The organism is Desulfurispirillum alkaliphilum (assembly GCF_055378285.1).
In genome coordinates this window covers 687,611-712,837 of sequence record NZ_AP042405.1, presented here as the reverse complement: position 1 = coordinate 712,837, position 25,227 = coordinate 687,611, and the positions used below count along the sequence as shown (strand labels likewise).

The window sequence follows — 25,227 nt, the reverse complement described above, 5'->3', positions numbered from 1 at the left end:
GCCGTGTATAATCCGCTAAGATTCTGTGACCAAAGCTTTCCGGAGGGCGTATCATGGGACTTTTTGAGCTTGGTGGCTATATACTCTTTGTGCTGATGATGGCCTTTGCCGTCATTGTCATCCATCTCAAGGACAAGCGCATTGCCCAGTTGCGAGACGATCGAAATCGCTATCTGCAGGAGCGCAACGAAGCGGTGGACTATGCCAACAAGCTCAGTGGCCAGGTGGATCTGGACTTCTCCCGTCAGGAGGAGAAGATTCAGCGGTTCCAGCGAGAGCGCGATGTCCTGCTGGAGCTGGCCAAGGAGAACCTGCCCGGTGATCAGTACGGTGTCCTGAACCGCGCCTTTGAACAGCGGGTCAGCAAGATGAAGCCGGTCAAGGACTGAGCGCTTCTTTCAATCCCACTCAGGGTAGCAGATGTAATAATTCTTCAGGGGTTTCCAGGATGGGAACCCCTTTTTTCTGAAAAAAGGCCCTGTCATAGGCACCCCAGCCAGCGCAGATGAATTCGGCACCGGCGCTGTGAGCACTGTGCAGATCATTTTCGGAATCGCCGATATACACGGCTTTGCGCGGTGAGATACTCCATTGGCGGCACACTTCCAGCATGGGGTCCGGATAGGGCTTTGGCCGGGCAATATCATCGACACAGATAGCCGGGTCGAAAAAGCGGTCAAGGTCAAAGCGGTTTTCCATGAGCTTGTACTTGAAACGCAGATTGTTGGTAACAACACCCATGCGCCCATAACGCTGCCGAAGCCGCACCAGCACCTCTTCCATTCCATCGTAAAACCCCAGCTTCTCTTCATGGTTCGCGTAATTTTCGTACCACTGGCGTATACCGTGCTGGGGGTCGTGGTATCCCAGTTTTTTCAGGGTAACGGCTCCTGGACTGCCCATGACCCAGTCCAGCTCATCGGGATCCAGCTCCAGGTTCAGCAGCTGGCGGGCGGTGTCCACCAGGGAGTAGACGATGACATCCCGGCTGTCCAGCAGGGTTCCATCCACATCAAAAATCAGACCTTCCAGAGGCTTATGCCAGAAGTGGGACATACTGTCGTTTCCTTTTCTCAAAACGTACCAGAGTGGTGATGCCCGCTTCGCGGGCCAGCCGCTGTGCCAGGGGGAAATCGCGACCCACATGCTCGGGGCAGTGGGCATCACTGGTGATAATGACCGGCAGCCTGTACTTCCCGGCCATCTGCAGGATCTCCGGCGCGGGATAGATCTGCCCGGCAGGCTTGTACAGGCCGGCGGTGTTGATTTCCAGTACCATGTCATAGTCTTTCATCAGGCGTATCGTACTCTCGTATACCGCTGTCATGATGACATTGCGGGGTGGCCGGTAGCCGAACACCTTGATCAGGTCGAAGTGGCCGATGATATCAAAAAGCTGGCTGCGGATGGCCATCTGCAGAATTTCATAGTAACTGTAGTAGACATCCACCACATCGCGTTCTTTCCACTCATGGGCAAAACGAGGCAGGTCGAATCCCCAGTCACCGATCCAGTGGACACTGCCGATGATATAATCCCAGTGGACTGATTCCAGGAAGGCGCGTATACCCGCTTCGCGGGAAGGGATATAGTCCATCTCTATTCCGGTTTTCACTGCCATGCCCTGCTGGCGGGCCTGCTCAACGGCATGTACGTACTCGTGGATGTCGTAGTGAAAGGCTGCGTCCGCCCAGGAAGTTTCCAGCAGGCTGCTGGCCTGGCTGAACCGGTAGGCGTGCTCGCTGAAACCCAGTTCGCTCAAGCCGCGTTCCATGGCAGTGTCGTAGTACTGGCGGATCCACTGTGCCGTGTAGGGGCCACTTTCAAGGTGGACATGATAGTCGTGCAGCATCGGGCGTCCTGTCAACAGGCTGCTGAAACCATTTACGGTGCTGTCCGCCGGACGCTCACGCACAACAGCGCACTTTGCGTGCACTTCGCACCAAGCCTGGCGTGCGCCTGCATCTGTGGGTTTTCAACGGCCTGCCTGTAAAGTATTCCAAGTGCTCAGGCAAGGTTCTGTGATAGCCGCAGATCATAGCGGCAAACCCGTGGGAATTCAAGAGAGCTCCCTGGAAAGACGCTGCCAGGAAAATATTTGCATGGATTACGGTTTTTTGGTGACAGCTGACATTCTTTCTGTTACAAGATGTACCCATGTTGTTTTTCCGCTCGCAGGACAAGTCTTTTTGCCTTTCTTGTATCGTGAACACCAACGATTACACTTTTTAAGGATCTATTGAATGATGAAATCTATCTATGCCGGTAACTTGCCTTTCACGACGACTGAAGACGAACTCGGAAACCTCTTTGCTCAATACGGAGATGTTTACTCTGTAAAACTCATCTCTGACCGTGAAACTGGCAGACTGCGCGGCTTTGGTTTCGTTGAAATGGAAGAGAAAGACTGCGAAGCGGCAGTTGAAGCTCTCAACGGTTTCGAATTCGGTGGCCGCAAGCTGCGCGTCAACGAAGCTCGCCCTAAAGGCTTCTGAGCAACACTTCTCCGTAACCTCAAGGCACTGGCTCAGCTGTTGGGCCGGTGCTTTTTTTCTTTCCCACCTGTCGCCCCGGCGATACTACTCCCAAGGATTCAGAATGTCTGTGAAATCTATCTATGCTGGAAATCTGCCTTTCACCACTACCGAAGACGAACTCGGAAACCTCTTTGCACAATACGGTGACGTGTACTCCGTAAAACTTATCTCTGACCGTGAAACTGGCCGCCTGCGTGGTTTTGGTTTTGTTGAAATGGACGAGAAAGATTGTGCTGCTGCAGTTGAAGCTCTCAACGGCTATGAGCTGGGTGGCCGCAATCTGCGCGTCAACGAAGCTCGCCCCAAAGGTTTCTGAGGAAAATTTTCCTGAAATCATGAAAGCCCTGACTCTCCGGAGTCAGGGCTTTTTTTGCGTGCGCTAGTGGGGTGCTGAAAAATTCCTGTATGGGACGCTGCTTGCTGGACACTGCGCGAGCAGTATGCTTCATTTTGGCGACCTGAGTGTTTTCAATTGCCTGCTTGTTTTGAGGTATCTGAGCAAGCTGCCTCATGTCGCAGTTCTTTCTCGTCCTCAGGAGGAGATGTCGTCACTCTTTGGGGGGAAATATTTTGCGAGTTTGATCCTCAATGTACTTCATATGGTCCAGCATGGCCAGCGTGGCTCGTTCCGGGTCGCGATCCCGTATGGCTTCGAAGACGGCGCGGTGTTGACGGTAGAGCAGATTGTGATGGTTCGGATCCTGAAACATCCGGGAGCGTACCTCAAAGGAGACCTGTTCCACCCAGTGGTGGATGGTATTCATAATATGTACCAGCAGTACATTGTGGGTGGCGTGGCTGATGGTGGAGTGAAAGCTGGCATCCGGCTCGTGGCCTACCTGGGTTTGTTCGCAGGCGATGCGCATCTCCTCGAGATACTCCTCCATCTGCGCTATTTCCTCATCGGTTGCCCGTTCAGCGGCAATGCGGGCGGCCCAGGTTTCCAGCACTTTACGCATTTCCACCGCATCAAATATGGATTCGTCACGCTTGAAAAACTCATCAATGGCGATACCCATGGAATTTTGTGTCATTGAGCGCACAAAAGTGCCACTGCCCTGAACATTGTAAACAAACCCCTGGGCCTCCAGGCGGTGAATGGCTTCGCGCAGACTGGGGCGGCTGACCCCCATATTGGCAGCCAGCTCCCGCTCCGGTGGCAGCTTTTGTCCCGGCTGCAGCTTGCCTGACAGAATAAGTTCTTTTATCTGCTTGTATATTTCGTCGCTGATGCGCTTTGGTTTGATTTTTTCAAACATTTCCATGGTCTGGCTCATTGGTGGCTCCGAAGACAGTTCCCGCGTGGGTATTCAGTGCATGTAGAGAGAGGAATCCTCAAAGATTAGACCTGGAGCCGTGGGCTGTCAAGCAATTTGCCGATGCTTTTCGGGCCCGGCAAGCGACACTGCTGCTTACCGGGCCCGGGTGGTGGGTGGGGTTGTTTTGGCGGTTCTAGCCCATCAGCGGATCGGTTACCCCCAGCACGAAGACGGCGATCAGGGCGATAATGCCGGCAAAAACCAGGTAATAGAGTGTGGGTATGGCGGTCATGCGCAGGGTGCGCCCTTCGCGGCCCAGCAGGCCAACGGTGGCGGAAGCGGCAACCACATTGTGGATGGCAATCATGTTTCCGGCAGCTGCGCCGATGCACTGCATGGCCACCAGGAACGCTCCGGAAATTCCCAGCAGCTCACCGACGCTGAACTGAAACTGGGACAGCATCAGGTTGGAAACGGTGTTGGAGCCGGCAATAAAGGCTCCCAGACCACCGACAGCAGGGGCGAAGAAGGGGTAGATATTACCCACGGAGTCAGCGACAAATTGCGCCATGGCGATGGGCATGGAGGGCAGGTCGGCGGCATTGACGCCGGAGTTAATGAGGATACGCACCATGGGAATGGTGAAGATGAGCACGAAGCCTGCTCCCAGCAGCGTGCGGGAGGACTCGCCCACGGCGGCCTTGATTTCCCGGAAATTCATGCGGTGCAGGAAGTAGGTGACAATAACCACCATCACCATGATTCCGCCAGGCAGGTAGAATGGCTGAATACTACCGGAAACCCCTGCTTCACCAAGAATGTTGGACCAGCCGAAGCTGAGAAATTTTGTCAGGAAGGACTTAACTTCGGGAACCACGCGGGAGATCACCAGGAACAGGGCCAGCAGCAGGTAGGGGATCCAGGCCATGACTCCGGACATGGGCGCGCGTCCGGCCAGGGCGTCCAGCTTGATTTCGATGCTGCCCATCCAGTCAACGGGCCACTCTTTGGGGTCGGCAAAATCCCATGACTTCTTGGGCACCAGGAACCCGGCTTTGGCGGCGGGAACAACCACAGCCAGGCCTACCAGGGCGCCGATCAAGGAGGGGAATTCTGGTCCGAGGAAGACGCCGGCGGCGGCGTAGGGCAGTACAAAGGCGAGTCCGGCAAAGATGGCAAAGGGTGCGATGGAAAGCCCTTCGGTCCAGGACTTGTTCTTGCCGAAGAAGCGGGTGAGCATGATACACATGAGCAGGGGCATGAACAGGCCCACGATGGCGTGAGTGATGGCGACCTGGGAGGTGATGAGCTGATAGAAGACTTCCCAGCTGGACTGATTTTCGATCAGGGCTGCGCTGATTCCTTCGCGGTCAAGGCCGGCACTGACGCCAATGACGATCGGTGTTCCCACAGCACCAAAGGAGACGGGGGTGGACTGGATCATCATGCCCATGGTGACGGCTGCGAGGGCGGGAAAGCCAATGGCCACCAGCAGGGGCGCCGCGATGGCGGCGGGAGTGCCGAAGCCGGAGGCGCCTTCAATGAAACAGCCGAAGAGCCAGGCGACAATAATGACCTGAACTCGGCGGTCGGCACTGACGCTGGAGAATCCGCCCCGGATGGCCGTGACGGCTCCGGAGTGTTTCATGGTATTCAGCAGCAGGATGGCGCCGAAAATGATCCACAGAACTGAGGCGGTCAGGATCAGACCTTGGAGGGAAGAGGCGACAATGCGGGTGAAACTCATCTCCCAGGCGGTCAGACCAATGGCTGCAGTGGTGAGGAAGACGACGGGCATGGCGCGGCGTGCCGGCCAGTTCAGTCCCACCAGCAGCACAGCGGCTAAAATGAGTGGGGTGAAAGCGAGGAGTGACAATAGAGTCTGGTTCATGGGCTCTTTCCTTGTCCGCGGGCGTTTGCCCGGCTTAAATTGGTAATACCAATAGGTTGTTGATGGGAAAAATAGGGAATTGCCGTGGCGATGTCAAGAAACTTTTTTGCAAAATAAAAATTGGTTCTATTTTTTCATATTGGAGAATGTGGTGCCTGCATTGTAGTTAGCGGCTATTCTGTGCGGTTCGGCTGAACTGTTGGGGTGTTCATCGAACGGTGTTGACAAAATAATCATGGGGTATATCATGTTGGTATTACCAATTGAAACGGCGGTGCCCTATGCTTGAAAAATTTCTCCAGCACTGTGCAGTGGCTGCCATGCAGACCCGGGTTATCCCGGCGGCAGAGCTGACATCATCCATAGAATCCTTTCTGCAGGAAGGGGGTGTGGTCTGCGCCCCTCGCTTTGAGATACCGGAAGTCTCCACCCCAGTGGATCGTGCCGGTATCCCTGTATGTATTCTCGAAGCCGACTGGGCTATCGGTGAAACCGGTACTTTTGTCATCAACCAGCGTAATCCGGAAGTTCGCCTGGCCAGTTGTATGGCCGAAACCCTGGTGGTGATCCTGGAGCGCTCACGCCTGGTGGAAAAGCTGGAAGACGTGGCTGCCTATATGGAAGAGAAACTCTCCGGTGCCGAAGCAGGCTTTGTGGCCTTTATCTCCGGTGCCAGCCGTACCGCCGATATCGAGCGGGAACTGACCATCGGCGTGCATGGGCCGCGCTACATGCATGCCCTGATTCTGGAAGACAGGTAGGAAACCATGAAGAGAAATATCCCCCAGCAGATCCGAGAAAAAATTGACGACAAGGTTCTCTACCAGGCGCTGCGAAATTTCGGGCGCAACTATCGCATCTCCCGTGACAAGGCGTACAGCGCCCATGACTTTGCCGCCCTGCGTACTGAGCTGTCAGCGGTAAAGCAGAACTCCTGCCACAACATCGACACCCTCTTTCAGCAATTCAAACAGAACGCCGAAGCTGGTGGGGCCATGGTCCACCAGGCAGCCACTGCTGAAGAAGCCAACCGCATCATTGCCACAATCTGCCAGCAGGCTGGTGCCACCATGGCGGTGAAATCCAAGTCCATGACCAGTGAAGAGACCCACCTCAACAGCGCCCTGGAAAAAGAGGGTGTGGAGGTGGTGGAGACCGATCTGGGCGAATACCTGCTGCAGGTGGGCAAGCAGCATCCCTCCCACATGGTCATGCCGGCCATCCACATGACCCGTGGCCAGGCCCGTGATATTTTCAACGATGGCCTGCAGGCAGGTCTCAGCGAAGATATCCCCGCCATGGTGGAGTTTGTTCGTCACCATCTGCGCCCATCCTATTTTGAAGCCGGAGCGGGCATCACCGGTGCCAATGTGGCCGTCGCCGACAGCGGCGCCATCGGCATTGTCACCAACGAGGGCAACGCCCGCCTGACCACCACCCTGCCCCCGGTGCACATCGTCCTGCTGGGCTACGAAAAGCTGGTCCCCAGCTTCACCGATGCCCTCAAGGTTATCCGCATGCTGCCCAAGTCGGCCACTGGGCAGACCATCAGCACCTACGTCACCTGGATTCAGGGGCAGGAAGTTACTCCTGCCGGTGAGGCCAAGCAGATGCACTACGTTTTCCTGGATAATGGCCGCCTGAAATACAAGAATGATCAGGACGTCAACCAGGCCCTGGGCTGTATTCGCTGTGGCAGCTGTGCCAACGTCTGCCCTGTCTATGAGCTGCTGGGCGGCCATGTCTTTGGTGACGTGTATATCGGTGCCATCGGCCTGATCTACACCTCCATGTTCGGCGACGCCAAGCTGGCCAATGCCCTGCAGAAGCTGTGTTCTTCCTGCATGGCCTGCAGCGCCAATTGCCCCGCCGGCATCGATCTGCATGCCATTATCGCTCATCTTCGCTTGCGATATGGCAAGGAACACGGCGTACCTCTGCTCAAGCGCGCCATCTACGGCGGCATGCTGGCCAACCCCTCCCTGTTCCGCGCTGCCATGAAAACCGCTTCCTTTGCGCAGAAGCCCTTGGTGGACAAGCACAGTGGACTCATGAACCTGCCCCTGCCCGGCAGCCACAACTTCCGCAAGTTGCCGCGCTTTGAATCCGCCACCTTCAGCGATCGCATGAAGCAGCATCCAACGAAAATATCCACCAAGAAGGTTTTCTTCTACCCCGGCTGCGCCGTGGAATATTTCTATCCCCAGATGGGAACCGCTCTGGTGAACCTGCTGGAAAAGGCGGGCTATCAGGTGGACTATCCCGACAAGGCCGTCTGCTGTGGCCTGCCAGCCCACTTCGGCGGCGATGCCAAAAGCGCCGGGAAAACCGTGGACCAGTGCCTGGATCACTTCCGCAATCCCGATGACTACGAAGCCATCCTGGTGCTCTGCCCCAGCTGCGGCTCAGCCATGCAACATGAGTTTCCCCACTACGCCGCCGCCGGGCAGCACGAAGAACTCAGCCAGCGCGTTGCCGCCAAGACCATGACCCTGGCCTCCTTTGTGGAAAAGGCCGGACTGCAGTTCCAGTCAGGCGGCAACCAGAAAGTCACCTACCATGTCCCCTGCCACATGGGTCGCGGCATGGGCTCCAGCGCTGCCGACCTGCTGAAGTCCCTGCTGGGTGAACAGTTCGCCCCCATGGAACACGCCGATGTGTGCTGTGGCTTTGCCGGCTCTTACTCGGTAGACTACCCGCAGGTTTCCGCTGGAATCCTGGGCAAAAAACTGGAGCACGCCGCTGCCACCGGTGCCTCCACCCTCATAACCGACTGCCCCGGCTGCGTCATGCAGATCGGCGGTGGTGCCGCCAAACAGGAGATGGACATGCAGGTGGTGCACCTGAGTACCTTCCTGGAAAATCTGGAGAGCAGGGGCTAGGTGGCCCCTGAGGGCAGCCCCATGATGCGCATGGCTCAGGTATTCTACCAGTGGCTCGAAAAGCGATTTTTCTCCACGTTAACCCGTAAGATCGTCGGAAATCTCAGCGTACTGCTGATTCTGCAGGTGCTGACCTTTGCTGTCTACACCCGCGGGCTTGGCGCCATTGAGGCAGCGGTGGTGACCGCGCCAGGGGGCGCTCCGGAAGTCGGGCAGCAGGTGAGCTCTCTGGTGGGCGATCTGTTTATCCGGGGAGCCGTGTTGACTCTGGTCAGTGTGCTGGCCATGGCGGGGGCCGCTCTTTTCCTGCGCTACCTGATACGTCGTCCCATCATCGGAATGACCCGCAGTTTCCGTGAGTCCACGGAGCGTCGTGACCTGTCCCGGGATATCGTTCCCTACACGGTGGATGAAATCCGTACCATGGGCACCGGGTATAATGGCTTCATGACCATGTTGCGCGCGATGATCGGTTCTTTGCGGGAGCAGGGTGTCAGAACGGCAATGGAGACCATGAAAGTGGTGTGGAATATGGGCAGGACTATCCAGAACACCCAGCACCAGGAAGAGTATGTCAGGGGAGTCCTGATCGCCAGTGACGAAAGCGTCCGCGCCATTGAGGACATCTCCAGCAGCGTGCAGGGAATTTCCCAGTCAACCAGCCGCAACCTGGAGAGCGCCCGCAGCTCCCTGGATGAACTTTCCGAAGTATCCCACGGTATTGCCCGGGTGTCGTCCATGCTCAACGAGTTCGGTCAGACGGTGGATCGCCTGGGGGAGAACTCCCGCACCATCAATAACATCGCCCTGATCATCACCGATGTTTCCGAACAGACCAACCTGCTGGCACTCAATGCTGCCATCGAGGCCGCCCGCGCCGGTGACAACGGGCGCGGTTTCGCCGTGGTGGCTGATGAAGTGCGCAAGCTGGCCGAGAAGGTCCGTGAGGCCACGAGTGAAATTTCCGCGAACATCCAGAATATGAATGCACTGGTACAGCGCACCGCAGAGGAGACCTCCGGCATTCGCACCCAGATGGGAGCGGCCAGTGTCGTGGTGGAAAAGACGGCCGGGGAATTTCGCCATATGGTGCAGGATTTTGAGCAGACCAATACCCAGCTTATGATGATAGCCTCTGCCATTGAAGAGCTTTCCACCACCAACGGCGAAGTTCGTCGCCAGGTGGCCGACATCAGTGCCCTGAGCAGCAGCGTGAAGGAGCAGATGGAAGACGCCGGCATCTGTCTGGATGCGCTTTCGGCTATCACCGAAAGCATGCAGGCCGATGTGCTGAGTTTTCACCTGGGGCAGGGGGTGTTTGAGGAAATCCTGCAGGTCACGCACCTCTACCACCAGGAGGCACACGCTATCATGACGGATCTCCTGGAGAGTGGTGCCAACCTTTTCGACCACACCTATGCCCCGGTTTCCGGCACCAATCCCCAGAAGTACCGCACCTCGTACACCGATGTGTTTCTGGCCCGCCTGCAGGGGTTGTTTGACGAAGCCCGCGCCGCCATTCCCGGCTGCTGTTACGCTCTGTGCATTGATGCCAACGGCTATCTGCCCACCCACCACAGCAACGTCTCTTTGCCGCCAAGCGGTGATCGGGAAAGGGATATTCAGTACAGTCGCCATATGCGCATCTACAATAACACGCCGACCGAACGTCGTCGCGCCAGCCACCAGGAACCTTTTTTGCTGCAGACCTATCTCAGGGATACCGGGGAAATTCTCAATGATCTTTCCATACCGATTTTCCTTGAGAATCGCCACTGGGGTGCCTTTATTGTGGGTTTTGAACCGCAGGCGCTCCTGACTTCCGCCACCGTGACCAAACCGTTACTGACCAGCTAACACATTACATACAATAAGGAAATGACATGAACCTTTCGGTGAGACCAGGCGATATCGCCAAACTCCCCTCCACCTACCAGGAGTTCTATCGGGAGATCGCCCCCCATTTTGCTCCCCAGGACATTATCGCTGACCCCTTGCGCACTCTGGCCTATGGTACCGATGCCAGCTTCTACCGCTTGATTCCCAAACTGGTGGTGAAGGCCGGCTGCAACGAGCAGGTGGTTGTCCTGCTGCAGGTGGCTTCCCGTCTGAACATTGCCCTGACGTTCCGCGCGGCGGGTACCAGCCTTTCGGGCCAGGCCATCTCCGATTCCATACTGGTCATGCTCGCCGAGGGATGGTCCCACTGTGATGTGGACGCCCATGGCTGCGCCATCACCATGGGGCCAGCGGTCATTGGCGCCGAGGCCAACCGTGTCCTCAAGCCCTTCAGCCGCAAAATCGGCCCCGATCCCGCCTCCATCAACCACGCCATGATCGGCGGTATTGCCGCCAACAACGCCAGCGGCATGTGCTGCGGCACGGCTGACAACAGCTACAAGACCGTGCAGGACATGACCATCATCTTCCACGATGGCACCGTGCTGGATACGGCCGATCCCGATTCCGTGGCGGCCTTTCGCCTGAGCCATGGCCACCTGATCAGCGCTGTGGAGAGCATGCGCGATGACATTGGGGCAGACGCCGAACTCAGCGCTCTGATCCGTCACAAGTTCAAGATCAAGAACACCACCGGTTACGGCATCAATGCCTTCGTGGACTTTGATGACCCCATTGATATCATCAAACACCTGATGATCGGCTCCGAAGGCACCCTGGGCTTTATCGCACGTATTACCTATCGCACGGTCCACGACCACAGCCACAAGGCCTCGTCCCTGGCCCTCTTCCCCGATATTCGCCAGGCGTGCCTGGCGGTCATGCGTCTGAACCGCGATCTGGTTTCGGCGGCGGAGCTGATGGATCGCAAGTCCCTGCAATCTGTCGAAGACAAGGCGGGCATGCCCGAGTACCTGCGCACCCTGGACAGCGAAGTGTGCGGACTGCTCATCGAAGTGGAAGCCGAAAACCACGACGCCCTGCATACGAAGATTGACGCCGCAGTGGCCGCCCTGGAAGGCATTCCCACCGCCCGCCCCCTGGAGTTCAGCACCGACAAGGCCGTGTGCGCCCAGCTGTGGAATATCCGCAAAGGGCTCTTTCCCGCCGTGGGCGCCATGCGCACCATGGGTACCACCGTTATCATTGAAGATGTGGCCTATCCCATGGAGCACCTGGCCGACGCCATCAGCGGCCTGCGCGCCATGCTGGATGAATACGGCTATACCGATTCCATCATCTTCGGCCACGCCCTGGACGGCAACGTACACTTTGTCTTCACCCAGGACTTTGCCAAGGAAGAGCAGGTACGCCAGTACGACGCCCTGATGCAGGAAGTGTGCAACACGGTGACTGGCCAGTACGGCGGCTCTCTCAAGGCCGAGCACGGCACCGGGCGCAACATGGCTCCCTTTGTGGAAATGGAGTGGGGCAAACAGGCATACAGCTATATGCTGCGCATCAAGCAGACCTTTGACCCCCAGGGCATCCTCAACCCCGGTGTTATCATCAACGAAGACTCCCTGGCCCACCTCAAGGACCTCAAGCACCTGCCCGCCACCCATGAAATCATCGACAAGTGCATCGAGTGCGGATTCTGCGAAGTGAACTGCCCCTCCCGCAACCTGACCCTGACACCGCGCCAGCGCATCACCACTCAGCGCTATATCACCAGCCTGCGCGCCATCGGACAATCCGGCGAGCTGCTGAAGCGGGTGGAAGATGACTACCAGTATATGGGCGAAGCCACCTGCGCCGCCGACGGACTGTGTGCCACCACCTGCCCCGTGGCCATTGACACCGGCTCCCACACGAAAAACCTGCGCAGCACTCAGAACAAGACCATGGGCAGACGCATTGCCGGCCTGTGCGCCCGCAACTTCGCCCCCCTCACCAAGGGCATAGCTCTGGCCCTGGGCTTCTCCCATATTGCCCACCGCGTTCTCGGCAAATCCCTGCTGGGTGGACTAAGCCGCGCCGTGCGCAGCCTCAGTGGCGGGAAAATTCCCGCCTGGGACCCCTGGTTTCCCAAAGCGGCCTGGTTTCGGCCAGTCAATACGAAAAAAGTTGAAGCAACCCATGCTCCGAGAGTGAGCCAGGATGGCGAACGGCAGACACTTGAGCCAGGGAAGGAAGCGAACGTGTCTGGGAGGAGCATGGGTGACGAAGCGCCCAGGCAGGTCGTATACTTCCCCGCCTGCGTAAGCCGCAGCATGGGCCCCGCCCACGGCGACCTCGACCAGCGCAGCCTGACCGAAGCCATGCTCAGCCTGCTGGAAAAGGCGGGATACGAGGTGATTTATCCGGCAAACCTGGACGCTCTGTGTTGTGGAACTCCCTTTGAGAGCAAGGGTTTCATGGAAGAGGCTGATGCCAAGAGCTGCGAGCTGGAAAAGGCCCTGCTGGCAGCCAGCGACAGTGGGCGTATTCCCGTGCTGTGTGACACCAGCCCCTGCCTCTATCGCATGCGCCGGGTCATGGATGCCCGACTGAAGTTGCTGGAACCCGTGGAATTCATTCACGACCACCTGCTTGGGCACCTGAACATTGAGCCCCTGCCCGAAACCGTGGCCATTCACATTACCTGCAGCGCCACCAAGATGAACCTGCAGCCGAAATTCCAGGCCGTGGCAGCCGCCTGTGCCCGCAGCGTGGTTTCCCCCCCGGAAATCAAGTGCTGTGGCTTCGCCGGCGACCGCGGGTTCAACTACCCCGAGCTCAACGCCTCGGCCCTGGCGCCCCTGAAGGCAGCCCTGCCCGCGGACTGTAAGAGCGGATACTCCAACAGCCGTACCTGCGAAATCGGCCTGGCTCGCCACAGCGGCATCAGCTACCAGTCCATCGTCTATCTGGTGGATCGGGTGGCACGGCCTAGAAGCGATAGTTGAGGGAAGCTGTTATCAGCGTTTTTTCATAGCGGTAGAGGGGAATGTTGGAATCGTTCTCCAGATACTGCACCCTGCCATCCAGGGTGATGGCAGGCGTCAGCTCACGGGAGACACCCAGGTGAAACATCATCTGGGTGTCTTTGCGTTTCACCTCCTCGGTGACTTCGGGCAGCACGAGAGTCGCCTCGGCGTACTGAAGCTGGCGGTAGCTCATCCCCGCGCTGAGTGTGACGGCGCTCAGCCTGAAATCCTGTATGGCCCGCACTTCCCAGGCACTGTAGGAGTAGCGCTTCTGCGTGGCATCTTCCTGGAATATCCGCACGCCAAGGCTCAGGGCGTCTTCACGGGGCCCGTGCAGGATGCGCAGGGATTCATCAAGGGCCAGATACGTGCTGTCGCGGTCTGCGTCACGCATATCCCGGTTTTCCACGATCAGTGCCGAGGTGAGACTGAGCCGGGGGGAGAAGAGGTGAATATGCAGCGGCTCAATACCGGTAATGGTGCTGATGGTGCTGCCGCCATAGCTGATGTCCTCGTACTTGAGCAGCATCTGCCAGAGACTTCTTTCTCCCATACGCCAGGCGCCGCCGTGCAGGCGCAGGTAGCCAAGATTGTGGTCATCTTCGCTGAAATGCATTCTGGCGTGGTATTGACCGCCCACCGTGGCAACCCAGGTGCCCGGAGTGCCCAGGGGAATATCGTATCCCAGGCTGGCCGTGGTCATGACACCACCGTCGCTGCGGGACATGGGATCCACATCGGAGTCCTGCTGGGGTTCGAAACGGTAGCCCTTCCACTCGAAGAGGGAGCTGAGCCCGGAATTCACATTGGAGTCATGGAAGGCGCCCAGGGAGACGCTGCCGCTGAGGCGGTTACCCGGCTCAACTCCTGGCTGGCCGTCCATATCCCGCAGCATGCCTTCAATGTTGGCGCGAACCGCTGGTGGCGGGTCGTGGCGCAGAACCTCTTCGAACTGCTCGCGGGCTCGCTGGGGCTGATTCAGCGCCAGGTAGGCGCGGCCCATTTCCAGGCGCACCCGGTGGGCGTCGGGGTTGCGGGTCAGGACCCGCTCATAGGCAAAGAGGGCGTGGGGATAGCGGCCGGTGGCGTAGGAGGCCCGGCCGTAGTGGAAGCGGATATTGTCATCTTCGGGATACTCCCGCATCAGCTGTGAGGAGATGGCGTAGGCAACGTCATGATCGCCACGTCGCGAGGCCTGCTGAAGCGAGTGCACCCGCTCTGCGCGACTGGGGAGGTTGATGACGGGTACAGGGGGTGGGGCGGGTTCCGTGGCGACCGAGGTCGCTTCATGGCCGGGTATGCTTTGGTAGATGCTGAGCAGCGCGGCGGCATGGGGGTGCCCCTGGGCGGCAGCTTTCCGATACCAGTGCAGTGCCTGTTCGGTGTTCTGTCCGGTACCCACACCGTCATCGTACATGCGGCCCAGGCGGTACTGGGCTGTCACATGGCCCAGCTCAGCGGCCTGTTCAAACCAGAAGAAGGCTTCATGGTCACTTTGCTCCACTCCCTTTCCCTGGAGGAAATTTTCCGCCAGGGCGGCCATGGCATAGGGTTCATTCTGGCGAGCTGCCCGTTCAAACCACCGGGAGGCCAGGCGGTCATCAGCGCTGGTTCCATGACCCATGGCATACAGGTAACCGGTATGGTACTGGGCAATGGCGTAACCCTGGCGCGCGGATCTGAGGTTCCAGGCGAAGGCCTGTTCATGGTCCTGGGGTATACCCTGACCGTGGTAGTAGAGAGCACCCAAAGCGGCCTGGGCTACCATGTGCCCCTGCCGGGCCAGAGGTTCAAGCTGGGTGTAGGCGCGGCTGTACTCACCACGTTCATAGGCGGAGAGGCCGGAAAAGAGATCGGCACCCTGCAGGGTCGCGGGCAGCAGCAGAATAATGCAGAAGGTCCAGGCCAGGGGTGTGCGCATATTCATTATCGCTGGCCTTCAAAATTGCCGGTGGCATGGGCGTCGGTGGGCGAGGTGCCGGAGCGCAGCTCCCAGACACCGCCGGTTCCCGCGCCGAAGCTCCCATAGGTTCCTCCGCGCAGCGATCCTTCCGTGACGCTGGCTCCGGGGAGGGTCACACTCTCAAACTGGTCAATGCTCAGGGTATAGGTGCCATGTGCGCTGAGGGTTCCGCGACCGCCGGTCATGGTGATGGCACCACCGTCAATATCGGAAAAATTCACCTGGAAGTTGCGCACTTCGCCACTGCCGAAGTGGATCTGTCCCGAAAAGCTGCCGGTGGGAAGCTGCTGGTAGGTGGTTTCACCCAGGGGGCTGTAGATGCCAAAGGCGCTTCCGGAGTAGGTGGCCACAATATTGTCATCGCGCATGCGGGCGATATCGGTTGCTGCAGTCAGGTTGCCCCGCACATCGTAGCGGCGCTGAGCCAGCTGCTGGGAGGAACTCTCCCAGTATCCCCACTCCATGAAAGAGGCATTGTTGTAGCGGCTGTGCCCGGCAGCCTGCCAGGTCAGGTCACTGGTTCCAGTCTGCTGCTGGTGGCCCAGGGTCGCCCCTGAAGCGCCTGTGTGCCTGGAGATCAGACTGGCCTGAAAGCCGGTTTCAGAGGGTGTGGTGGCGTCTTCCAGGTCTGTTTCTGTCTGGGTCCGGGCGATATCCTGCAGATGAGAGCCCACGGAGCCTGCCTGTCCGCCACTGCTGCTGGAGAAGCCTGCTATCGCTGGCTGGCCGGGAATATCGTCTTCCTCGTAGAGCAGGAAGTCGGTGTCCTCCTGGGAGCCGCCCTGCAGAGCGCTTTCATCATCGCTTTCGGCAAGGGCGAATTCACTGTCCCCCTCGACCGCAGCTTCGTCATCGGCGCTGCTTCCGTCGTCAGCGGCCAAGGTCGCATCATCCTCTGCTGCCAGCTCGTCGTCTTCGCTGGAGGGCTCAGGGCCCTCGGCGGTGTCATCGAACTGCTGGTCATCGAAGTGGCTGAGGTCTGCGGCGGACTGCTGCAGGAGGTCGCTCATGGGGCCGAAAATCGATGCGTCGGGGGTGGAACTCACCGAGAACCCCGGGGGAACGTCAAAGTCTCCGTGGTCGTTGTGGTAGGTGATGGTTCCGCTCATGGCTCCGATTTCCTGGGAGCTGCCATCGGGGGCGATCTGTCCCACGATATCGGTGCCGCGGATACCGATGACGGCCAGGGGGGATTCCAGCTTGTGGTTTTCGGGGTTCTGTTCGGCAATGCGGCCGGTGATATTGCGGAAGGCTCCCCGCTGCATGCGCAGCATCAGGTTGGAGTCCTGGGCGGTGGGGTCAAAGATATAGGTGTCCAGAATGACACTGCTCTGCGGACCCTGGGAGAGCACGGAATCGTCCAGGAAGGATATCTGTACCCGACCCTCGCTGCCGGTGACGATCTCCTCACGGGGGTAGACGGAGCTCTTCAGGCGCAGGGCGCGCTGAGAGTTTTCGGTATGCGCCCACACCTGCCCCTGGATGCCCACAACGGTGCCAATGGGCTCAGGAGTGGCCCAGAGGGAGGTGGCACTCAGGAAAAACAGCGCCAGAAGCGGCGGAATATGGCGAAGTACCTTCATGCTGCGGCCCTCCTGCCCAGGCAGAGGCGACTGGTGTACCAGCAGGCAATGCCTGACGGGAGCAGCAGCGCCAGCAGCCAGGGGTGCATTAGCAGCCAGGCCAGGGCCACCAGCGGAAGCAGCAGGGCGCGGACGGTCAACGCCAGCCAGGGGTGCTGTTCAATGACGCGGGCAATGGGTGGCGAGAGGGTGTAGTACTGCTCCACAAAAGCTTTTCCCATGGATGTCTGCATCAGAATCTGATCGCGGAATTGCCGCAGTACGAGGATGTCCCGGTGGAATGCGCTGCCATAGGCGGCAGTGGCGATAAAGCAGCCGCTGGCCGCTTCGGAGGTGCTTTCCCGTGAGCCTGCCAGCGATCCTGTCGGTGGCGTGGTGAACTGGGAAGGCAGCTCAGTGCCCCACTGGTGCTCGTAGTCTTCCATGGCGACGGTGATACTGTTCTGGCGCAGGGTTTCGATAAGCTGCTGCGATGTCTCGCTGAGGGGGTTGTTGTAGAGGTTGACCCACTCCAGGGAGCCCATGGAGGAGAGTACGCTGATGTCGCTGACCTGGTTACTGTCAAGGAAGAGGGTTTCCAGACTGGCAAGGCTGCCCAGGGAGCCGATGGCGTTGATGCCATTGCTGCCCAGGTTCAGGCTGCGCAGCGACGTGAGGTTCTGCAGGGGGGTGAGGCTGGTGACGTTGTTCCCCCAGAGGCCCAGGATGCGCAGGGTGCCAAGCCCGGCCAGGGGCGTGATGTCGCTGACCTGGTTGCGGCTCAGATACAGCTCCTCCAGATGAACCAGGTACTGCAGGGCGGCCAGGTTGCTGATCTGGTTGCGGTCAAGCTGCAGGGTACGCAGGTTCAGGAGGTTCTGCAGGACGCTGATGTCGGTGATGGCATTATTGCCCAGGTAGAGCACTTCCAGGCTGGTAAGGTTCTGCAGGAAGTCCAGGCTGCTGATGGCGTTACCATCCAGGTAGAGGCTGCGCAGGCTGGTCAGGCCGGCCAGCACCGCGGGATCGGCGATAGCATTCTGACCCAGGTACAGGTGTTCAAGATTGGTCAGCTCAGAGAGCATGCTGATATCTTCGATTCCGCTCTGCCACAGTGCCAGAGTACGCAGGCCGCCAAGGTTCTGCAGGGCAGAGAGGTCGCTGATGCCACTGCCCCCGAGGCTGAGCCACTGCAGTTGATGCAGTCCGGCAATGGCGCTGATGTCCTCCAGACCAGTCATGCCCCGCAGGTTGAGGCTCTCCAGGTTGGCAAAGTGCTCAAGGCCGCTCAGGCTGGCGATGCTCAGGCCGCTGAGGTCAAGGCTGGAGGTGGCGAGTATATCACTCATTGTGATCTGGTCAGTACCGAAGATGTTCTGAATGATGGTGCGGAGCTGGGGATCACTGAAGTTATCAATGGGGAGGAGGGTCACAGGGGTTTCCTCAATAAGCAGGGTTGCCGTCGCACTGCCATGGTAGTTGGCTTCAGTGATGGTGGCGACAACTTCGTAACTGCCGACGGCGCTGGGGGCTTCAGTACTTTCATCGTAGGTTACGGTATAGGTAAGGCCTGCAGGATCAGTGGCTACCGTGACGACCTTGGGATCGCCATCCCAGGTGTGGGTGAGACCTGAAAGACTGATGGTGGCTACAGCAGGTTCGACCACAAGGGTTTGGGAAACACTGGTGGCAGGTTCGTACATTCCGCTTCCTGCCTGGCTGACAGTGATCATTGCTTCGCCGGCACCAGCTATCACAAGCATTGAACCATCAATGACGGCCACCGCTTCATTGCTGCTTTCAAAGGCCACTGGCAAACCTGAAGAGGCCGTTGCCACCAGCTCGTAGGGGCCGGTGCCGTAGGCGATGGATTCGGGGAGGGTTTCAAAGGTAATGACTTGCGGTAACAACGCGTTCAATCTTGGAAAGTGATAGGTGTAAACTCCGGAGTCTGTTCCGATAAACAAATGCTCACCGGTTGCAGAAAGGGCAGGCTTTGTGGGGAAAAAGCTGCTGAATGACGGGGATTCCATTCCCAGGTGAAGCAGGTTGTTTCCTGTGATGTCGAAAACATGCAGGTCAATGGAGTTCTGGAAGTTATTCCGGATGGAGAAAAAGAGCCAGTTTCCGTTACTGGAAGCTGCCAGGGAGCCATAGACACTGGGGACATTGGTATGCTCTGCCACCAGAACAGGTGCGGCGGGGTTGCTGATGGAGTAGGAGAGTACATCGGTCAGTCGCCCATCCCCGCCCGTGTAGCGTTCCTTTGCCAGGAAGAGCTTCCCATTGCCCACCGCCAGGGGTGCAATGCCATCTGCTCCAGCAAGGTCATCCAGGATACTGAGCAACTGGGGTGTTGCCGGGTTGCTGATGTCAAATATCTCCACATGGGAGTTGCTGCTGACGATCAGGGTATTGCCATCTTCGGTCAGCGATACCTGGGTGGGAGAGTTTTCGGTCAGGGAGAGTTGCCCGGTGGTGGATATGTTCAGGGGATCGGCAACATCCAGCAATTGCACCCAGTTCTGATGGTGGCCACCGGTCAGGGCAAGCTTTCCGCCTGCGATTGCCAGTCGGGCAGTTATCCCGCCGTTGGAATCCACTGTTGATCCATACCAGGAGCTGGGTGATGAGTCGATCATTCCATACCAGTCGACGGAGAGATTTTCCAGATCGAATACATGAACTCCATACTCATGGAAACCCTGATTATTATTGGTACTGGAAATGTAAACATGGCTGTTGTTGATCACCACATCATTGGCGCGGGAGTACACGCCGAAGTGGTCGGAGGTGGTAGAGCCAAACTGATTCAGAGTGCCATCATTACTGACGTTATAAAAAATGATGTGGTCGGCATCACTCCCAAATGCATGGCCATCGACAATGGCAACCAGGGTGTTGCCATCGGGGCTCATGGCGATGGCATAGAATTCCAGCTCATCTTCCTGTACTCCTGTAAAGCGGGGAGCCATGGAAATGTTCAATGGCACGGAAATCGTGCCCAAAACTGCATTATTCGTTTCGAAAAACAGGGTGTCAGCATAGTACCCCAGCAAATTCTCACCGGTGAATCGGATGGTTATGGAGCAACTCTGATCGATATTCAGCGTTGTCAGGCAGTTATGGGAAAGTATCTCGTACCAGGTGCCATCCTGAAAGCCCAGATCCTGTATGGTCACTGGGTCATCCAGAGGGTTGGTGAGAGTCAGGGTCGTTTGCTCGCCCGGCTCGTAAAAATGAAGCGCGCTCAACCCTGGCGGCAGCAAAGTGGCATTGAAGGCAGAGATCTCCACCTCCCGGCTGTAAGTGCCAATGCCAATTTGGGCGGTGTCGCTGTACTGTCCAAGGGATGGGGGAGAAAAAAACTCAACGAATATTGTACAGGTTTCCCCTGGGCTGAGCATGGCGCCGCACTGTTCGGTGTAAATATAAAAATGTTGACCGCCTAGAAACTCCCCCCATACTTCAAGCGGCTCTGCAGTGAGGTTGGTTATATTGAGCTCTGCTATAGACCATTCCCCTGGTTTGACATAACCAAAATCAATGGCAGCAGGTTCCACAATGAGGGTTTCACTGTTGCCGATCAGGGCAACGCTTAACAGGGGGGCAACGGGGTCATCGCTGGCAACCTGCAGGAAGCCTTCTCGCTGCCCGGCCCCCGTCTGCGTATACTCCAGGGTAACCAGGCACTGCTCATAAGGAGCTATCGTCTGGGACACGCAGTCTGATGTCGCGACGGCAAAGCTTGAGCTGTCGGGGCCACTGATGCTCAGTGTGTTTATGGTAACAGGCGCTGAGGAAAAATTTTGCAAAGACAGCACAGAATTTTGGGTGGTATCAGGTTCGACCCCTCCCCAGCGCATCGTGGAGAGAGCCGGGTGGAGGGTATTCACCAGAAAGCTGTGGCTGAGGAGACCCTGCCAGTCTCCTTCGTCAGCTCTGTTGACAAAGAGCATTTCCGGGATGCCGGCAACCTGATTGAATGCCAGGGAGAAGTCATCCAGGTACCCTCTGCTGGGGATGATTTCATGGCTCTGCCAGAAGCCCAGTCTGTTGGTGGCAGAGGCGATGGAACGATAACCCCATACACTGTCCCGCAGCTGGTGCAGGATGTGGAAAGTGTCGCTGCCAGGCTCCCTGACCGCATAAACAGGCCCCTGGGCGTCGGGGTTACGGGTAATGACCTCAGATTCCCACTGCTCAGGACCACCCACATGCCACAGGTGCATAAGGGCGTTTTCAATGGAGTTTTCGTAGAAAATATTGAGGCGATTGCTTTCGTCCAGCAGCAGAGTGAATCTGCTGGAATAGCGGTGCAGATTCTGGTCAGAGGGGACATCCTCAATGGTCCATGAACCTCCGTCTCTGGCGGCGTAGGCCAGGCAGTATCCATATCCACATCCCAGGCTGGTATCCACCCCGTACACATAGTGAATGACCCCATCGGAATCCCGGATCAGGCGGCCATTGCGACCGGCATAGGGGCGATCATCAACCTCCTCCAGGGTCCACGAGGTGGTACTGGAGGAGTAATACGCGGTATCATCGGTACTGAAGGCAATATGGATGCCCCCTGAGTCATCAACCTCCAACGCCAAGTCACTTGGAAACCAAAGCTCGTCAATAGCATCCTCCAGCCCCCAACTCTGCCCCAGGTCTTCACTGATTCCATAGACGATTTTTCGCTCGCCGCCTGTACTGTCGGCAATATAAGCAAGGTACAGTGTATCGCTGTCGGGGGTGTACAGCAGCTCCAGGCCAGTATAGGAGTTGGTGAAGTTTTCGCCGATCAGGGTGCGCTGCCAGGATCCGCTGCGGTTCGTGGCATGGAACAGAATGTTTGTATCGTCGTTTCCATTGTACAGGGCGTGAAGAAACCCTTCGCTGTCGGATACCATGCGCACGAAGCCCGCCGGCATCTCATCCACTACTTCCGGGGCAGACCATGGGTGCTGTCTGGCTATCAGGCGGATGGTGCTTGCGTCCAGCGCAATGCCATACACACGGAAATCATCCATGGAGCCGCTGAATAATTGATTCGCAAAAATATCCTGCGGCTCCGCGTTGTTCCCGAGGTAAGCGCCTATAGCGTTATACCAGCCTGTTCCTGGATTGTTCAGCGAGCCTTCGGGGACCCCTTCACTTGCCTGCAATGCCCCATTGATCCAGATTTCGATACTCTCGCCACGACGGTATATCCAGGTGAAATGGGCAAATGTATCCAAAGGAGGAGAGTCTGCGTAAACCCAATGCCAAACTTCACTCGCCAGTTTTACACCAAACCTCATTTGTCCAGGGTCTGGGTCAAAGTGCACCTGAAGCTCCCCCCCGTCAAAGTGGGTGAAAACATAGGATTCCTCTTCCTTTAAAGAGTCTAGCTTCAGCCAGGCAGAGATGGAGAATGTGTCTATTTCAGGGAACAGTACCGGTGGTACCCGAACATAAGCGTCCCCCGCGCTGAAATCCAGAGCCATTCCTACTGGCCCTTCATTTCCAAAGTGGTAGTCACCAAAACCTTCTCCATTGAGCTCATTCCCGCTGGAATCCTGGAAGTCCCCCTCGAACTCGTAATGAACAAGCAGTGTAGGTGTAATTTCCACCTGAAGTACAAGACTCCACTGATCACTAGAGAATTGGCTTCCCCCGTAAGAGCCGTAGTACAAATGGATAAATTCGGACAGACTCTCACTGCTATAGGTAAGCCGCACTGTTTCTTCTAGGCCTAGCGCGAAGAAACAGACCGTATATTCGAACCCTTCCTGCATCGAAACAGGCGACAGCAGCTCAATATGTTGCATGTAGTCTGGGGCCATATTATTCGGCAGCGATGGTTGACCATTCTGAAATTGAAGCGATATATCGCCTTGAGAATATATTGGATTATCGCCCAAACAACCTGCATCGCCAGGGAATATGGACAAAGCTACCCCATTAGTCTCCCCATTAGGAGCCACACTGATAGCATGCGCCAGTCCATCGACCGGGGCAGTAAAGCTCTGACCAACATAATCGTAAGCCATAGCCCCATGAGCGTACGTCTGCCCCAGTACAACCGGATTTGCTTGGACAGCTGTGACCTCACAAAAGAGAAGCACGCAGCTCAATAGCACCAGCAAGGCGCCCGTATACATTTTTTTTAGCCGGAGTGTTCCGAACGCGCTATTCATCAGTTCGGTCATAGCTAACTCCTTGTGAGATAGTGTCATGATGACTTGGGAAGCCCTGTGACTTTTTTGGTGCAGGTTGGTTTGGTGACTGCAAAATAACTATTGAAGCAAGTTTAGGAGGCGGCTTTTTCCCGCCGCCGGGGAACTCTTTCGGCAGTACCAGAATACGCTCTTTTCACAGCTCACCCCTTTTGCTGTTTGCGGATTCGCAGAAAAAAATCATTCCTGATAGTAGGGTGGTTAAAGGGGTTTGTAAATAGCTAACATGTGTTGACGGAGAGTTTACAGGCTCGATGGTCTCGTGAAGGTCTCAATTGGCGCGTATGTTTGCAAAACAGCGCAGGAGCAGGGAAACGAGTCAGAATTTTCGGGGAATACCATCCTGAAAGAGCAGCAGTTCGCCGGGCCAGATCATGGTCCAGGATTCGTTATAGGTAAGTGGGGTGGTGGCGATGACGGTCACCCGGTCGGCGGGGGTGGTCACCTGGCTGAAATCCAGGGTAATGTCCTGATCCACCAGGTGGGCGGACTGGAAGGGATGCTCGCGAATAATATAGTTGAGTTTGGTGCTGCAGTGGGCAAAGAGCCACTGTCCGTTGGAGAGCAGAAAATTGAAGATGCCGTGGGTGGCAATGTGGCGGGTAATTTCGGCCATGGCCCTGTACAGCGCTTCCGCGTTGGGGTTTCCCTGGGGAAAGCTCTTGAACAGGTGCTCAAGGATCAGGCAGAAGGCGCGCTCGCTGTCGGTGTCGCCCACGGGGTTGTAGCGTCCACCCAGGGTCGGATGGAAATGGTTCAGTTCGCCGTTATGGGCAAAGAGCCAGTATTTTCCCCACATCTCCCGCACGAAGGGGTGGCAGTTCTCCAGGGTGACATGGCCGTGGGTGGCTTTGCGGATGTGGGCAATGACATTTCTGGATTTGATGGGATACTGTTTCACCAGGGCGGCGATGGGCGACTGGCTGGCGGGCATGGAGTCCAGGAAGGTGCGGCAGCCGCCGTCCTCAAAAAAGCCGATGCCCCAGCCGTCGGTGTGGTGGTCGGTCAGCCCGGCCCGGGCGGCGAAGCCCTCGAAGGAAAAACAGATATCGGTGGGGACATTACAGTTCATTCCCAGGAGTTGACACATATTACACCCATCCCAGAGCCAGCCACCACAGGGGCAGCGTGATAAAGGAAAACACAATCCCAACCCCAAGAAGCAGGGGAACCAGTTGAGGACGCAGGCCGTACTCCATGGCCAGGATGCCTCCCACGATCATGGGTGGCATGGCTGCTTCGAAGATGGTGACCTGCACGATTTCCCCTCTGCCTCCCAGCAGCAGGACAAAGAGGACGAATATCGCCAGGGGAGCCAGCAGCATCTTGAAACCAAGCCCCAGGGCCAGCTCCCGCTCAAGGCCCCGGAGTCCCCGCACGGTAAAGAGGGTGCCCACCGAGACCATGGCCAGCATGGGAACGGTGCTGCCGATGGTGCTGAGGGTATCCGTCCACCACAGAGGATAGGCAATGGGTCGCAGGAGCAGGGCCACAATGGCGGCAATGGCGGGCGGGAAGGTGAGGATCTTGCGGGCTATGGCAGAGGGGCGGATGTTGGCGCGGGAGGAAAAGATTCCCGCAGTGACAATGCCAGCGGTGGAGAGCACCAGAAAGCTGCCGGCCTGATCGGCGATGATACCCACCGCCAGCATATGGGAGCCGTAAAATGCGTCGATCATGGGCAGGCCGATAAAAGAGGTGTTGCCCATGCCCCCCAGCAGAATCAGGCAGCCCACGGTGGCGCGATCCAGCTTCAGCAGTTTGCCGACGACGAGGAAGAAGGGGATGGCCAGGCCGAAGGTCAGCCAGGGCATGGCCACAGTGAACAGCAGTTCCCGCTGAAACTCCAGGCTGTGTATCTGCAGCAGCACCAGAGCGGGCAGGCTGATATAGATGATGACGGTATTGATCACCTGGGGGGCATTCTCGGCGATGCGCCCGGTGTGGCGCAGGATGGCTCCACCCATAAAGCACAGCACAACCATCAGCAGGCTCTCCATGGTACTCCTTTCGTCACTCTTCGCGGTGCAACGGCACTCGCGCCCATATTATCCAG

At 57.5% G+C, this 25,227-nt stretch carries 16 protein-coding genes; 7 read left to right on the top strand and 9 right to left on the bottom strand.

Features of this window, described 5'->3' with window-relative positions:
- Positions 1-53: 53 nt before the first annotated feature.
- Complete coding sequence (locus ACZ46I_RS03420; RefSeq protein WP_013504759.1) at positions 54-389, top strand: hypothetical protein; 336 nt, start codon at positions 54-56, stop codon at positions 387-389.
- 19 nt (positions 390-408) lie between these two features.
- Here the strand turns inward: ACZ46I_RS03420 and ACZ46I_RS03415 are convergent, their stop codons facing one another.
- Together ACZ46I_RS03415 and ACZ46I_RS03410 are read right to left on the bottom strand one after the other, a co-directional pair.
- Positions 409-1,056 carry an HAD family hydrolase gene (locus ACZ46I_RS03415; RefSeq protein ID WP_013504760.1) on the bottom strand — a complete coding sequence of 216 codons (648 nt, stop codon included), beginning with the start codon at positions 1,054-1,056 and terminating at the stop codon, positions 409-411.
- Positions 1,037-1,852, bottom strand: coding sequence for a histidinol-phosphatase (locus ACZ46I_RS03410; protein WP_464281430.1), 816 nt, complete (start codon positions 1,850-1,852; stop codon positions 1,037-1,039). Before ACZ46I_RS03410 ends, ACZ46I_RS03415 begins: the two co-directional genes overlap by 20 nt.
- Before the next feature lie 391 nt (positions 1,853-2,243).
- Between ACZ46I_RS03410 and ACZ46I_RS03405 the strand changes: the two genes are divergently transcribed.
- Both ACZ46I_RS03405 and ACZ46I_RS03400 read left to right on the top strand, forming a co-directional pair.
- Positions 2,244-2,495 (top strand): RNA recognition motif domain-containing protein, encoded by a 252-nt coding sequence (locus tag ACZ46I_RS03405; RefSeq protein ID WP_013504762.1) that lies wholly within the window; start codon positions 2,244-2,246, stop codon positions 2,493-2,495.
- Positions 2,496-2,598: 103 nt separating this feature from the next.
- Positions 2,599-2,853: an RNA recognition motif domain-containing protein gene (locus ACZ46I_RS03400; protein ID WP_013504763.1), complete on the top strand. Its 255-nt coding sequence runs from the start codon at positions 2,599-2,601 to the stop codon at positions 2,851-2,853.
- A 232-nt stretch (positions 2,854-3,085) separates the two neighbouring features.
- On the opposite strand, the gene ACZ46I_RS03395 is transcribed toward ACZ46I_RS03400, so the two are convergent.
- Both ACZ46I_RS03395 and ACZ46I_RS03390 read right to left on the bottom strand, forming a co-directional pair.
- Complete coding sequence (locus tag ACZ46I_RS03395; protein ID WP_464281429.1) at positions 3,086-3,814, bottom strand: FadR/GntR family transcriptional regulator; 729 nt, start codon at positions 3,812-3,814, stop codon at positions 3,086-3,088.
- 175 nt (positions 3,815-3,989) lie between these two features.
- On the bottom strand, positions 3,990-5,687 hold the full coding sequence (locus ACZ46I_RS03390; protein WP_226508357.1) for an L-lactate permease: 1,698 nt from the start codon (positions 5,685-5,687) through the stop codon (positions 3,990-3,992).
- A gap of 281 nt (positions 5,688-5,968) precedes the next feature.
- On the opposite strand from ACZ46I_RS03390, the gene ACZ46I_RS03385 reads away from it, so the two are divergent.
- From ACZ46I_RS03385 to ACZ46I_RS03370, 4 genes are read left to right on the top strand one after another with little or no spacing between them, the layout of a single operon-like run.
- Positions 5,969-6,448, top strand: coding sequence for a LutC/YkgG family protein (locus tag ACZ46I_RS03385; RefSeq protein WP_013504766.1), 480 nt, complete (start codon positions 5,969-5,971; stop codon positions 6,446-6,448).
- A gap of 6 nt (positions 6,449-6,454) precedes the next feature.
- Positions 6,455-8,569 carry an L-lactate dehydrogenase (quinone) large subunit LdhH gene (gene ldhH, locus ACZ46I_RS03380; RefSeq protein ID WP_464281428.1) on the top strand — a complete coding sequence of 705 codons (2,115 nt, stop codon included), beginning with the start codon at positions 6,455-6,457 and terminating at the stop codon, positions 8,567-8,569.
- Positions 8,570-10,426, top strand: a complete 1,857-nt coding sequence (locus tag ACZ46I_RS03375; protein WP_464281427.1) for a methyl-accepting chemotaxis protein — start codon at positions 8,570-8,572, stop codon at positions 10,424-10,426.
- 26 nt (positions 10,427-10,452) lie between these two features.
- A complete protein-coding gene (locus tag ACZ46I_RS03370; RefSeq protein WP_464281426.1) occupies positions 10,453-13,416 on the top strand; it encodes an FAD-binding and (Fe-S)-binding domain-containing protein in 2,964 nt (987 codons plus the stop codon).
- Here ACZ46I_RS03370 and ACZ46I_RS03365 read toward each other — a convergent pair.
- The 5 genes from ACZ46I_RS03365 to ACZ46I_RS03345 form a co-directional block, all read right to left on the bottom strand.
- On the bottom strand, positions 13,400-15,364 hold the full coding sequence (locus ACZ46I_RS03365) for a surface lipoprotein assembly modifier (RefSeq protein ID WP_464281425.1): 1,965 nt from the start codon (positions 15,362-15,364) through the stop codon (positions 13,400-13,402). The two genes, ACZ46I_RS03370 and ACZ46I_RS03365, sit on opposite strands and share 17 nt — an antisense overlap.
- Positions 15,364-16,983, bottom strand: a complete 1,620-nt coding sequence (locus ACZ46I_RS03360; RefSeq protein WP_464281424.1) for a FecR family protein — start codon at positions 16,981-16,983, stop codon at positions 15,364-15,366. The genes ACZ46I_RS03365 and ACZ46I_RS03360 overlap by 1 nt, the downstream gene beginning before the upstream one ends.
- A complete protein-coding gene (locus tag ACZ46I_RS03355) occupies positions 16,980-22,439 on the bottom strand; it encodes a leucine-rich repeat domain-containing protein (RefSeq protein ID WP_464281836.1) in 5,460 nt (1,819 codons plus the stop codon). Before ACZ46I_RS03355 ends, ACZ46I_RS03360 begins: the two co-directional genes overlap by 4 nt.
- A gap of 1,051 nt (positions 22,440-23,490) precedes the next feature.
- Positions 23,491-24,261, bottom strand: coding sequence for a class II glutamine amidotransferase (locus ACZ46I_RS03350; RefSeq protein WP_464281423.1), 771 nt, complete (start codon positions 24,259-24,261; stop codon positions 23,491-23,493).
- A 1-nt stretch (position 24,262) separates the two neighbouring features.
- The gene (locus ACZ46I_RS03345; protein WP_013504771.1) at positions 24,263-25,171 is read right to left on the bottom strand and encodes an AEC family transporter; all 909 of its coding nucleotides are present in this window, start codon (positions 25,169-25,171) and stop codon (positions 24,263-24,265) included.
- Positions 25,172-25,227 lie beyond the last annotated feature (56 nt).